The sequence below is a fragment of the Pseudomonas svalbardensis genome (genome assembly GCF_030053115.1).
GTDB classification, from domain to species: Bacteria; Pseudomonadota; Gammaproteobacteria; order Pseudomonadales; family Pseudomonadaceae; genus Aquipseudomonas; species Aquipseudomonas svalbardensis.
Genome location: NZ_CP125619.1, coordinates 3,056,803 through 3,069,012, shown reverse-complemented (window position 1 = coordinate 3,069,012; position 12,210 = coordinate 3,056,803). Strand labels below are relative to the sequence as shown.

Sequence of the window (12,210 nt, the reverse complement as noted above, 5' to 3'; positions counted from 1 at the left end):
AAAAGATTCAGCCATTTTTAAAAGTGTTATAGCTACACCATCCTAATAATACGGACTGCACAGCAGCAACCGCCATAATTAGTGGGTCTGACCAGCTTTAAAGGTTTCGATCATTTTTAAAAGCTTTTTTTAATGAGGTGCGCATCTTGAGCAACCAGTTGTCAGTCCATAAGAAATACTCTTGAAATCCAGAACTGTTAGTGATTTTATAATGAAGCTTCTTCGAAGCTTCAGTCTGGAACACCTTTAGATACGCTCCTTTCGTCTATATAGCGCTATTCGATGTGCTCGAATCTCTCTGAGCTGACATATCGGTCGCTCGCTACAATGTTTATCCACGTAACGCACGCCGGTGTTGCATGCCCTCAATCAAGCTTAGCCTTAGTGGCGCAGGCGAAGTTTAGACTACCTAGGCGTAGCTTCCGGGTTGCTGCCCTGATATACGATCTTTCTGGGTCTTCGCGTACCGGTCGATGAGACTGGTACGTTCTGATGCGAACGATCGAACCTACGCGGCTAAGCACATATTTCGAGCGCTTTTTAGGTTTCAGAAAATCGCAAACCATCATTATCATTGGGCTACAGACGGGGTCATTTTTAAAGGTTTTAGCCAGTTTTAAAAGTGGTCGTGCATTCGGGCTCTTTATTGCACTGGGGCAACCTGCTCGAAATGGGCGCTTACCAGGACGCGCGGAAGCATTTCTACGCGGCATACGGCGTCCCGAACCAACAAAAAAGTAGTCATACCATGTGTTAGGGCCTATTCCGCCAGATTAAAAAGCACTGAAATGGCGTTCTCCGAGATTGAGGAATGTTCGCAGAGGCACGGCCTACAAGGCTTTCGAAACAAAAATGGGTGGCGCCACTTAAGGCGCCATCTTTAAGGGGGGGCCACAGGAGTCATCGTCCTGAACGTGTGTTGCTAGTAGCAACACCTGAGCGCTGATCACCAGGTGAAAAGTAGCCTAGAGCCCCCCAGTCCCGCACATGATAGTTCGCATAATGTATATTATGTTAAACCAGATGCCATGTTAGAAATGTTCATGTGTCCGTGGTACCTAAAAACTGGAGATTCAGACTTAAAAGCCGTTCTGCGCCAATCGCGGTTTGAGTGGAAAGCCCCTCGCTCTCCCCCCTCAAGCCCTTGATTTCCGGGGGCTTGAGCGCGTCCAACATGCCAATCCGACAGGTTGTTTTAACAAAACCAGTGGAAAAATTTGTTAGGTAAAAATTCGTATCTAATTGATTTAAAACAATATTTATAAATTAAGCTCAAATGGAATAGCTCTCTACTCCAAGGAGAAATTAGTGGACTGAAAACCGAGGGTGCGAATCCATGGTCGCCCTGAAACCCACGCAAGACAAGGGCTCCAGCGATTTTTGAGGAAATAAGTGGACATTCCAACCCTCCGTTTCCCGAGACGAAATAAGTGGACATTCCATGCTGATAGAACGCTGCCAAGGTCTTGCCGGAGACCTGCTGAAGCTCAGCGCCCACTTGCAGACCAGAGCCTAAACCGAAGCCTGTCAAAGCCGTTGCAACTTCCTCAAAGCCCGTAATACTGGGCCAGCGCCATATCCACCACCATTCGTCTTGCAATCACGCACTGATGCACGTTGGCTCGCCGCTGCTCCTGAACGACATGATCAATGACACGGAGCCGGATCGTAGCCTTCCTCGATTGCGCCGCTGTTTATTAAAACAATAAGTGGAAATGCCATGTGCTAATCGTACCTAAAAGCCGTGAATCCCACGAAAACAGGGCTTTCTCGGGCATTCAACGAAATAAGTGGATGTTTCAGAGGGCGTTTCCATTTAAAAATTTAAATGGAAAAACCATTCCTGCTTTTCCAATCATTTCCTGGGCTCTGCCTGGACTTCGTAGCGGCGCATATCATTCAGTCAATGTAGAGCTGAAGCTTGAATTACCCAACAATTGCCACTGACCGCGCGCCGAGAAAAGCCGCTCCAAAAAGTCTAACTCCGCATTTAGCCATTAAGCCATTAAGCCCAAAAAAACAAAAAACAGAACTCGCACAATCTGACAATATTGGGTTAAATAATTTCTGAGGTCGTTCAGAAAGTTCGCAACCCATAAAGGGGAGGGAATTTAAACTGAAACTGACAATACATAATTAAATTAACAAGAATCCAGAGCGCAATATAAGGAATAAAAAATTTACATTAAAAAATTAGTGGAAAAACCAACAAGGCAATCGCTTTAATTCATATTTAAAACCTTTGTCAAGCTGGAGCTTAAAATTATCTCCGCTGAGCAAGGGTAGTTGCAACGGTGTCTTTCAGGGGCTACCATCGAGCAATATCAACCAGTTCAAATTAGGGGAGATGGATAATGCAGCTGCCCTGCCCCAACTTCCAGTTACTTCCATTACTGGAAGTTTCCAATCACAGCCAAATCATACGGTAGTGCACCAAGATGTCTACGCAACCAATGCCTATTTTTGAGACCTATGAAATTTTCATTGATATGGACTTTAGTTTGCGTGAACCTAGTATGACTTGCATTCGCCAGTATATTGAAAATTTTCCCGCGTTAGTGGAGGCCAACAAGGGTTATCTGACGACTCGGGAATTTCTTCGTGCTTTTTCGGACAACAGCCTGACTTTCACTTCTTATAGAACTCATGTCGAGCGGTTGCTGTTATGGGCACTTATCATAAGGCAAAAAGCTTTCTCTCAGCTCAAACGACAAGATGCTGAAGATTATCTGGAGTTTTGCCGTAATCCTCCCGCTGAGTGGATAGGCCCAATTGTGCGCGGTCGGTTCGTGACTTGTGACCATACCGAATCAGCGTGGGGTGAGCCCGTCATTCCGAATCCAAAATGGAGACCATTCAGCCTAAAATGTACTAAGGATTCATCGGACGGACTGACACCGGCTCCAGACGATGCCTCCCAGGATGTAGAGATTGGCGCGGCTCCCGGTGTCGTCACGCGATACAAGGCTTCCCAAAGCACCATTAACCAGATTTACACGATTTGCAGCCGTTTCTTTGAGTACATGGTTGAAGACGGAACGGTTGCAGCCAACCCTTTCCGGATGATCAAGAAGAAAAGCCTCAGCCGTGGAACCCCTCAGGAGGAAGGGACAAACCGTGCTCTGACCCCTTTGCAGTGGGACTATGTGCTGGAAACCGCTGAGCATATGGCTGTTGAGGAACCCGTCCGGCATGAGCGCACCTTGTTCATTGTCGCGACCTTGTTCGCTATGTATCTGCGGGTGTCCGACATCGTCGGCAGACCGAACTGGCATCCGGTCATGGGTGATTTCCGACTCGATCCTGAGGGCAACTGGTGGTACCACGTGATCGGGAAAGGTAACAAGGCCGGGAAGGTCGCGGTCAGGGAAGAGTATATTTCCAAGTATCTGACGCGCTACCGGCGTTTTGTTGGGCTGTCTCCGCTGCCTGAGTGGAATGAACAGACGCCTCTGCTCATGACTCTGCGTGGTCGTCCAGGGCTCTCCGGTCGGCAGGTGCGCGCCCTCCTCCAATCGGTATTCGATAACGCGTTGGCGCGGATGCGCGAGGAGGAGCGCGGCGAGCACGAGACGAATAGTCTGCGGGTGGCTTCCGCGCACTGGCTCAGACATACCTCTGCGACGCTCGATGCGCCGCTGCGAAGTCCCAAGGATCTGCAGATGGACTTGCGTCATAGCAGTCTCAGCACAACTCAGGATGTCTACTACCACTCGCACGACCAGGAGCGCAGTCGTTCGGTGCGAGGCATAGGGATGCGCGACAGAGGTTAAAGAAAGTCCCGGATACTCGATCTGATCGATCCCTTTCCGGGCATCGTGATGAAGCTATTTCCCAAACGGCTCCTCATCCGCCTCTCAAAGATCCGTGGCTGCAACTAGGCTGGAGGCCTACATCAACTGGATAACAGTTACCGGGATCGCGAAAGGCCCGGTGTTCCAGCGGATTGATCGCTGGGGCAATCTGTCAGGCAAAGCCATGCAGCCGCATAGCCTGATCCCGGTGCTGCGCCGCATTTTCAAAGAGGCAGGATTGCCAGCGGAGCTGTATAGCAGCCACTCAATGCGGCGTGGCTTTGCAACCTGGGCCTCTGCGAACGGTTGGGACATCAAGGGCTTGATGGGTTATGTAGGCTGGAAGGACATGAAATCCGCATTGCGCTATGTGGATGCTAGTGTGTCGTTCGGCGGAATTGCTTTGCGAGCCGTCCCAAGGTAAGCGTCCGCCGAAGTCACCTTGCATGACTCAGGCAGATACCCACTGATGCGGCAGCAGTTGGTCGATCTCACTCGCCCGCTGCGTCGGCAGCCGCGTCAGCACATCTTTGAGATAGGCATACGGATCGTGCCCATTCATACGTGCCGACTGGATCAAACTCATAATCGCCGCTGCCCGTTTGCCGCTGCGAAGCGATCCAGCAAACAACCAGTTCGAGCGTCCAAGTGCCCACGGCCTGATCTGGTTTTCGACTGGATTGTTGTCTATGGGCACCGCCCCATCGACCAGGTAGCGCGTCAGCGCTACCCAGCGTTTAAGGCTGTAATCCAAGGCTTTGGCCGTTGCTGATCCATTGGGCACAAGATCGCGCTGGGCCAACATCCAGTCGTGCAGTGCTTTGGCCAGCGGCGCCGCTTTTTCTTGCCGTATTCGACAGCGATCTCCATCACTCATGTCTCGCACTTGCCGCTCAACTTCGTACAAACCGCCAATCGAGTGCAGCGCCTGTTCTGCCAACTGACTTTTATTCGCGACATGCAGATCGAAAAACTTGCGGCGGGCGTGAGCCATGCAGCCGATTTCGATCATGCCTTTCTCAAACCCAGCTTTGTAACCAGCAAAGTCGTCGCACACCAGCTTGCCATTCCACGCGCCGAGGAAGTTACGCGCATGCTCACCGGCGCGGCTCGGGCTGAAGTCATAAACCACTGCCTTAAGCGCCGAAAACGGCGTGGTGCAGTAAGCCCAGACATAAGCGCGGTGAGTTTTCTTCTCTCCGGGCGCAAGCATCTGCACCGGCGTCTCATCGGCGTGGACAACTTGCTGCGCCAGGACGGCTTCTCGCAAGGCATCAACTAATGGCTGAAGCTGTACACCTGTTTGTCCAACCCATTGAGCTAGTGTGGAGCGCGGGATCGCTAAACCAGCGCGCCCGAAGATTTTCTCCTGCCGATACAGCGGCAAGTGGTCAGCGAACTTCGCCACCAACACATGCGCGATCAGGCCCGCAGTTGGGATGCCCTTGTCGATCACTTGGGCCGGTACCGGTGCCTGGATCAGTGTTTCGCACTGACGGCAGGCCCACTTCCCACGCACATGCTGTTCAACAGTGAACACGCCCGGCGTGTAATCGAGCTTCTCGCTGATGTCCTCGCCGATGCGCTGGAGTTGGCAGCCGCAAGTGCACTGAGTGCTTTCTGGTTCGTGATGAATGACGGTGCGTGGAAACTGCGGCGGCAGTGGCGCGCGCTTTGGTTTTTGGCGCGCCTCTTCTGGAGCAGGAGCCGGAAGCAGTGCCGTCAGCTCGGCGTCGATAGCCTCAAGGTCGGTGTTGAGCAGATCGTCGAGCAAGCTGCCTTGTTCAGGACTGATCTGCTCGCTGCGTTTGGCAAACCGGTGCCGCTTGAGGATCGCGATCTCGTGGGTCAGCTGTTCGATGATGGTTTGATCGCGGTGGATCTTTCTGCCCATGGTGTCGACCTTCGACATCAACTGCGCAGCGAGGGCGCGCAGTTGGTCGGGGGTCATTTGGTCGAGGTTGGGCAAGGAAGTCATGCCGTGGATTTTACCAAAGCAGACCGCCTACGGCAGTAGGCCAAGAAGCAAAATTAAAACTTTTAAAGCAGTGTAATTACGCCGCCAACGCCAACACGTTGCCAAGGTAGACCGAGCACCAACGCCCGAAGTTGCTCGGCATCCAGCTCCATCTCGCAACCTTGGCGAATGCCTGGCCAGTGGAATTTGCCTTGGTTCAACCGCCGTGCCGCCAGCCAAACACCAATTCCGTCATGAACCAGGACTTTCATTCGGTTAGCCCTGCGATTGGCAAACAGATAAGCACAGTGCGGCTTCGCCGCACCGAATACTGCGATCACTCTGGCCAGCGCAGTCTCGGTACCCGCGCGCATATCCATGGGCTCGGTGGCGAGCCAGATGGCGTCTATGCGGATCACTTGGCAAGCTCTCGAATAAATCGAGCGCACCCATCAGGATCGGAAACTGGCCACTTCACTGCGATGGCTTGTTCGCCAACGGGTATCTCGATGATCGCCGATGCCTCCGACGGCCGCTTAGGCGGAGCCTTCAACGGGACAAACGCAGGCAACGCGGCAACTGAGGTATGCCGGTAAAGCGGCAGCCATTTACGAATGACGTTGGCGTTGATGCCGTGAGCGATGGCAACGCTTGAAACGGTGGCCCCGGGCTGAAGGCATTCCTGAACGACCTGGGCTTTGAACGGTTTGGGATAAGAGCTTCGTTGGCGCATGGAAATCCTGGCGATTAAGGGTGATCGCGTCCGCTTAAAAATACGCGGACACCATCGCCCTTAATGCTGGAGTTTTGAAGGTGACATGGCCGGACGCTTACATTCGATCTCCCATCGCTGGCTGTACAGGTCGACGATTTCGTCGGACGGGAAGCGTAGCGGATCGGCCATCGACGTCAGGATCTGACAAACCTTGCCCTTGACGGTTTTGCTCAGCAATCGCGCGGTCAGGCGCTCCGGCAGCCCCGGCCATTGCGTGCGGGCCTGCGGCGAAGTGCTCAACGAGACCACAGCGTCCTGGCGCCCCAAGCGCTGAATCACTTCGTACTGCGCACCTTTGCGCAGAGGCATCAGCCAATGTCGCTCGATGCCTGCTTGCTGCCACTGATGCAGCAAACCCAAGGAGTAAAAACCGCGATCGAACAGCGTCAGCGAGTGATCGGGCGTGGTTTCGATCAGTTGCTCCGCCAGTTTCATTTCGTTGCTGCGATAGCCATCCAACGCGCTGCCGATCAGCATGTGGCTGGTCAACTCCATTTGGCAGACCATGCGCACCTGGGGGAAACCGGTGTCGCCATGCTGGTTGCTGGCGGAATCGTAGCGCGCCCGATTTTCGGGTGTATCGGGCGTTCGCCATACGACACCGTCGACCCCCAGCAAACGCAAGCCTGCCCAAGTTGGGTGATCCACGGCCTCATGCCAACTTTTCTGAGTCAGATGGAAGACTTGTCGTACAGCCTCGCAGCCCAATCTCTGACGGGCTTGAACCACAGCGCTGGGTGCCACCAATGGACGTTGGCCCGGCAGCATGATGTTCATGCGGCTGACCACATCCCACGCCGACATGCGGCGAAAGAAGGCCATGGAGATCACGCACCAGAGCATCATTTCCAGTGGCAAACGCCGCTTGCGCAGGGTCGCCACGCCGGCCTGTTCAAGTGCCTGCTCGACCAAAGATGGATCGAGTAAAGAATCCAGTCCCTCGATTGAGTTAGGGGTGGAGGCGATATTGTGGGTCAGTTCCAGGGCCCGAGCGAGACGCATAAAAAAATCCGATGCCAGTACAGGCATCGGATTTTGATTTCTTGCGGCCAAAGGTCAAGCGAGAGGGCTTAACTGATCGGCATTAGCCCTCACGGGCCCTTTTTCAACTCAAGCCAGTATCACTTGGCCAGCCAGGACTCGACTTTATCGGCGCCGTATTTAGCTTTCCACTCTTTCACAGCTTCGCTGCCTAATCGCTGACGGGCCTGGACTACGGCGCTGGGCGCCACCAGCGGACGTTGTCCCGGCAGCATGATGTTCATGCGGCTGACCACATCCCAGGCCGACATGCGTCGAAAGAACGCCATGGAGATCACGCACCAAAGCATCATTTCCAGCGGCAAACGCCGCTTGCGCAGGGTCGCCACGCCGGCCTGTTCAAGTGCCTGCTCGACCAAAGATGGATCGAGTAAAGAATCCAGTCCCTCGATTGAGTTAGGGGTGGAGGCGATATTGTGGGTCAGTTCTAGGGCCCGAGCGAGACGCATAAAAAAATCCGATGCCAGTACAGGCATCGGATTTTGATTTCTTGCGGCCAAAGGTCAAGCAAGAGGGCTTAACTGATCGGCATTACCCTTCTTGGGCCTTTTTTGTACTCAAACCAAACTCACTTGGTCAGCCAGGAGGACTCGACAGAGTCAGAGCCGTATTTCGCTTTCCATTCCTTCAGCGTTTTGTGGTTGCCGCCTTTGGTTTCGACGACTTCGCCGTACTCTGGATTTTTGTAGACCTTCACCTAGCGTGGCGTGGCGTGCGCGTACCCAATTGCGACTGGACAGCTGGAGCACGACGACCAGCGCCTCGCCCACCACGTCGCCAGCAGTTCCGCGCCATTGACTAGGGCCAACAGGGGTTAGCGTCCACACTCGTTTTTGCTTAGTACCATCGCTGTAAGTAAATGATTCGTCGAGTATCAGTCTGCTACCTTCGGAGTGGCCATTGATCTCCACGTGAAAGCGCTTGGTGACCTCGCCTGAACGCTTTTGAAACATACCCCAAGCTTCGACCCGGCCCTCGAAGAATTCGCGCAACTCAAGCTTGGGCGTCTCCTGGCTGTAGGTATGCACATCTACCCGGCTCAACTCGCAAGGCCAATGCATAGCAGCATTATCCATATCTTCAACATGTGCATTTGCTCAACGACCTCAGGGTTTAGCTGCGCCCAGCAATTGGGCGCGCAGCTCCGGGTTACGTGTTCGGGGGTCAAGCCAGATCGCAAAAAAAGGCTTTGGCGAACGCATCATCCCTCACCACATGCTGTAGGTTCTCGCCGACGTAAAAACGTGCGCCCTCTCCAGGCATATAGACTCCGGTGATGCGGTCACCTGCGCCCACATCGACAAACGCTTGCTGCATTTCCCACTCCCAGCGAGCCATCAGCTCTGAATTCAGGGAGTTGGGTGACAGGCGACGGATTTCCTTGATGCTGGCCTCGACCAGATCATCGCGACTAATAGCGCGACTGTAGGTCAACTCCAGCGCAAAAGGCACATCTGCACCCAGCGGTTCACCGGCAATCAGGCGTGGGCTCCAGAAATGCGCGCTGTAGATGGAAAAACCAAATACTCGCATATCCCCGCTACCCAACAGACGAGCATCGGGTAAAGCCTCACGCCAATCAGCAAATAGTTCTGCACTCTGGAGCATCAGAACAAGACAGATAACGCGGCGGATTAAGCGATCCGTCTGCATAGTCATGCAAGACCTCAGTAAAACTCAATGGGCGCCTTTAAAAGTTATACCAAATTATTATTTTGTACAGCTAACGTCTCAAACTGGGCTTGCCCCCACAAAAACGGACGCCAACGCCTTGTTCAAATAATGCTATTGCCAAGCGCCTGAACTCCCTCGGCAAGCGACAATTGAAAGCGTTGTGCAGACGCTGCTCCTTGTAGTCTTCGAATCGCAGCGACACCTGTGTACGTGCGCTCTAGCCACGAACGTAAAAAGGTCGAAATGTTGTTTGCCCACCTCAAGCGCATCCTGAAATTGGATAGCCTGAGACTACGTGACATGAGTCGCGCGACCGATGAGTTCAAGCTGGCCGCCGCGGTGCAGAACCTGCGACGGCTGGCCAAATTTACATCTCAAGGGCCACCGGTCACAGGATAGGCGCGCCTGCACTAAGCAAAAAACCTCAAACCAACCCAATAACAGAGCAGCAAAGGTCAATGAAGAGCTGAGAAACCTTTCAATGTAGTGAGTAGGTTCTACGATGGTGGTCGTGCCTGAGTTCAGGCCAGCTAAAATCCCACCTTTTCAACTAAATAGGCCACAAGTAGACACTCGGAAACTCAACCCCGCACCAAATAGGCCCCTGACGGAACCCGATATCGCAACTTCTTGCATTTGCCGGGTGCGGGCTGATGCCCTGGCGGGCGACCAGGAAACCAGATTCGGCATTTCCCCGGAGGCGGCATATGACCGCGGGGAATCTCAACTTCATCGTATGCGGGCTCTGGCTCGACGGAAGCCATTTGCAATTTTCCTTCGGGCCCAGGTCTGCCAGCCGTCGGTGAATCCGATACCCAATCTGCCTTTGTGCGGGCGGAGTTGCCAGCGTCGCGCCCAGTGCCCGGAGTGGATTGTTCAGCAACGGCCGTTTCTGCTTCGCGGCGCCTTTGGGATTCCTCTTCCAGCCCCTTCGGTACTGCGACCAGATTCTCTTTGGCTATGGGTGGGGTACTCGAAGACTGGGCCTGCTGCGCCGCCTGGATCAATTGGAAGTTGCGGTTGCGTAGCTCGACGTTGCGCCCAACCCGCATGTTCGAGCGCGCCGCCAACGTTTTAGCCTGCTGGTACTGCCCCTGCTGAAGACGCAACACACCGAGGTAATGCAGCGTCGCGGGATTGTTCGGCTGGATATGCAGGGCACGCTCCAGCGTGGCAGCGGCCTGATCCAACTGTCCACTTTCATACTGCCGCGAGGCGGTTTCGATCAGGGTGGTTGATGCGCTGTTACTTTGCGTTGGCGCTCTTCGCTCGGCAGCAACCGAACAAATCGACACGACAGCGCAGAACACCAGGATGAGACCCGGCAGAAAACTCTTGGATGGCATCAGAGGGCGGACTCGACTGATCTCGGACGGAACTGCCGTAAAACAGACCACAGCGCTGCTCGGCATTTCCTATACAGGGCCCCAATTGACCTGACTGGCACCCTGAAGTTCCCGCTGCAACAGCCGTCGTAACCAGTATCATTTTTTTATGCAACAACATCCAAGCGTGATCCGTTGCTGCACTTCACGCTGGGGCAGAAAACGGCCAATAGCCGCCATTTCGGGAGGCGCTATCTAACACCGCTCAGTGCTGACCCAGCAAGGGCAAGGCATTAATGTTGTGCTTCACCGATAAACTCAATCGTCATTCAGTGCTTCCATTCGCTGAACTAAAGAAATGGTCATTACATTATGAAAATCAACATCGAAACGAGCGTTGCCGCTCCCATCGCTGACACTTGGCAAGCTTTCAACAATCCCGAGGACATCGTGCAATGGGACGCCTCTGACGATTGGCACACCACAAGGGCATCGAATGATCTGAAGGTTGGCGGGAAGCTTTTGTTGCGCATTGAAGCCAATGACGGCGGTCTGGGATTCGACTTCGCTGCCACCTACACGCAGATAGAGCTAAACCGACTGATTGAATTTCGAGACAACGACGGCCGCGTGGTTCGATTAGATTTTGTCGAATCTGACAAGGGCGTCACGATTCGTCAGACCTTCGACGCCGAATCAACGCAACCGGAAGATCAGCAGCGCGAGGAATGGCAAATCGTCCTTAACCGCTTCGCTCGATACGTCGAGCGGCAATTCACCACGGAGTAACAGCGAAGCCCATAGAGGCCGCACCCGATCACTTAAAGCTTCGCGTACTCGCTCATGCCTCGCAGTAGTCTGCCCGCTTCCGGCAGCGGGTTGGAATGGTCGCTAAAATCCTTAGCCACCCTGCAACTTAGCGAATGTCTGCATAGGGTCGAATAGCGACCACCACTCGTTGTGACTGATCCACCCTTGTCCTCCCTCAACGTGGAGGACGAGCCATGAACATTATTGCAAAATACAGCCATCAGCCTTGGAACAAGGGAAAGCTTGTCGGGCAGAAAGCCCCCCTCCGAGTCAGAGATATCTGGGCCATCCGGGTCAGACTCCAGCTCGCGGAGAAGACACGTGATTTAGCACTCTTCAACTTGGCCATCGACAGCAAGCTACGTGCCTGTGACTTAACCAAGCTGCGAGTCCGAGACATCGCCCATGGGGAGCATGTTTCCTCACGGGCCATCGTGATGCAGCAGAAAACTCAGCACCCCGTGCAATTTGAAATCACTGAGCAAACCCGAACGGTTTTGGAGGCGTGGATGCATCAGGCGCACCTCCGCAGCGAGGACTTCTTGTTTCCGACCCGATTGCACGCTTCAGACCATCTTTCCACCAGGCAGTACGCTCGAATAGTCAAAGCGTGGGTGACAGCCATTGGTCTTGACCCAACCATGTACGGTACTCACACACTACGGCGAACCAAGGCATCGCTGATCTATCGCAGGACGAAGAACCTGAGAGCGGTCCAGCTTCTGCTTGGTCATACGAAGCTTGAAAGCACCATCAGATACCTGGGAATCGAGGTAGATGATGCCCTGGAAATGGCGGAACAAACGGAAGTCTGACCATCCATAGTGACGGTCG

Annotated in this window: 10 protein-coding genes and 4 pseudogenes; 5 read left to right on the top strand and 9 right to left on the bottom strand. The window is 53.7% G+C overall.

Features of this window, described 5'->3' with window-relative positions:
• Nucleotides 1–2,438 precede the first annotated feature (2,438 nt).
• On the top strand, nucleotides 2,439–3,773 hold the full coding sequence (locus tag QFX16_RS14170) for a tyrosine-type recombinase/integrase (protein WP_283184406.1): 1,335 nt from the start codon (nucleotides 2,439–2,441) through the stop codon (nucleotides 3,771–3,773).
• Between the two features lie 160 nt (nucleotides 3,774–3,933).
• The gene (locus QFX16_RS14165) at nucleotides 3,934–4,218 is read left to right on the top strand and encodes a tyrosine-type recombinase/integrase (protein WP_283184405.1); all 285 of its coding nucleotides are present in this window, start codon (nucleotides 3,934–3,936) and stop codon (nucleotides 4,216–4,218) included.
• Nucleotides 4,219–4,245: 27 nt separating this feature from the next.
• Here QFX16_RS14165 and tnpC read toward each other — a convergent pair whose 3' ends face one another.
• From tnpC to QFX16_RS14125, 8 genes and pseudogenes are all read right to left on the bottom strand, one after another.
• Entirely contained in the window at nucleotides 4,246–5,772 is a 1,527-nt protein-coding gene (gene tnpC / locus QFX16_RS14160) for an IS66 family transposase (RefSeq protein WP_010465918.1), read from the bottom strand.
• A 62-nt stretch (nucleotides 5,773–5,834) separates the two neighbouring features.
• Nucleotides 5,835–6,170 (bottom strand): IS66 family insertion sequence element accessory protein TnpB, encoded by a 336-nt coding sequence (tnpB, locus tag QFX16_RS14155; protein ID WP_010465920.1) that lies wholly within the window; start codon nucleotides 6,168–6,170, stop codon nucleotides 5,835–5,837.
• Nucleotides 6,167–6,484, bottom strand: a complete 318-nt coding sequence (tnpA, locus tag QFX16_RS14150; protein ID WP_010465922.1) for an IS66-like element accessory protein TnpA — start codon at nucleotides 6,482–6,484, stop codon at nucleotides 6,167–6,169. Before tnpA ends, tnpB begins: the two co-directional genes overlap by 4 nt.
• 60 nt (nucleotides 6,485–6,544) lie before the next feature.
• Nucleotides 6,545–7,528, bottom strand: a complete 984-nt coding sequence (locus QFX16_RS14145) for an IS4 family transposase (protein WP_283184404.1) — start codon at nucleotides 7,526–7,528, stop codon at nucleotides 6,545–6,547.
• A gap of 119 nt (nucleotides 7,529–7,647) precedes the next feature.
• The gene (locus QFX16_RS14140) at nucleotides 7,648–8,016 is read right to left on the bottom strand and encodes a transposase domain-containing protein (RefSeq protein WP_283184403.1); all 369 of its coding nucleotides are present in this window, start codon (nucleotides 8,014–8,016) and stop codon (nucleotides 7,648–7,650) included.
• Between the two features lie 119 nt (nucleotides 8,017–8,135).
• A pseudogene (locus QFX16_RS14135) lies at nucleotides 8,136–8,264 on the bottom strand (transcriptional regulator); the annotation flags it as partial.
• A gap of 61 nt (nucleotides 8,265–8,325) precedes the next feature.
• Nucleotides 8,326–8,654 (bottom strand): annotated as a pseudogene (locus QFX16_RS14130) (DUF3833 family protein); the annotation flags it as partial.
• Between the two features lie 19 nt (nucleotides 8,655–8,673).
• Nucleotides 8,674–9,226, bottom strand: a pseudogene (locus tag QFX16_RS14125) (chalcone isomerase family protein).
• A gap of 204 nt (nucleotides 9,227–9,430) precedes the next feature.
• Here QFX16_RS14125 and QFX16_RS14120 point away from each other — a divergent pair.
• Nucleotides 9,431–9,640, top strand: a pseudogene (locus tag QFX16_RS14120) (transposase); the annotation flags it as partial.
• Between the two features lie 182 nt (nucleotides 9,641–9,822).
• Here the strand turns inward: QFX16_RS14120 and QFX16_RS14115 are convergent.
• Nucleotides 9,823–10,587, bottom strand: coding sequence for a tetratricopeptide repeat protein (locus tag QFX16_RS14115; protein WP_283184402.1), 765 nt, complete (start codon nucleotides 10,585–10,587; stop codon nucleotides 9,823–9,825).
• A gap of 351 nt (nucleotides 10,588–10,938) precedes the next feature.
• Between QFX16_RS14115 and QFX16_RS14110 the strand changes: the two genes are divergently transcribed.
• The gene (locus QFX16_RS14110) at nucleotides 10,939–11,355 is read left to right on the top strand and encodes an SRPBCC domain-containing protein (protein WP_283184401.1); all 417 of its coding nucleotides are present in this window, start codon (nucleotides 10,939–10,941) and stop codon (nucleotides 11,353–11,355) included.
• 215 nt (nucleotides 11,356–11,570) lie between these two features.
• Nucleotides 11,571–12,191, top strand: coding sequence for a tyrosine-type recombinase/integrase (locus QFX16_RS14105; RefSeq protein ID WP_283184400.1), 621 nt, complete (start codon nucleotides 11,571–11,573; stop codon nucleotides 12,189–12,191).
• The last annotated feature ends 19 nt before the right edge of the window (nucleotides 12,192–12,210 follow it).

Excerpts from the sequence above, each read along its gene's own strand:
- QFX16_RS14170 (WP_283184406.1), top strand. The coding sequence starts at position 2,439 with ATGTCTACGCAACCAATGCCTATTTTTGAGACCTATGAAATTTTCATT.
- QFX16_RS14145 (WP_283184404.1), bottom strand. The coding sequence starts at position 7,528 with ATGCGTCTCGCTCGGGCCCTGGAACTGACCCACAATATCGCCTCCACC.
- QFX16_RS14105 (WP_283184400.1), top strand. The coding sequence starts at position 11,571 with ATGAACATTATTGCAAAATACAGCCATCAGCCTTGGAACAAGGGAAAG.
- QFX16_RS14115 (WP_283184402.1), bottom strand. The coding sequence starts at position 10,587 with ATGCCATCCAAGAGTTTTCTGCCGGGTCTCATCCTGGTGTTCTGCGCT.
- QFX16_RS14140 (WP_283184403.1), bottom strand. The coding sequence starts at position 8,016 with ATGCGTCTCGCTCGGGCCCTAGAACTGACCCACAATATCGCCTCCACC.
- tnpC (WP_010465918.1), bottom strand. The coding sequence starts at position 5,772 with ATGACTTCCTTGCCCAACCTCGACCAAATGACCCCCGACCAACTGCGC.
- tnpA (WP_010465922.1), bottom strand. The coding sequence starts at position 6,484 with ATGCGCCAACGAAGCTCTTATCCCAAACCGTTCAAAGCCCAGGTCGTT.
- QFX16_RS14110 (WP_283184401.1), top strand. The coding sequence starts at position 10,939 with ATGAAAATCAACATCGAAACGAGCGTTGCCGCTCCCATCGCTGACACT.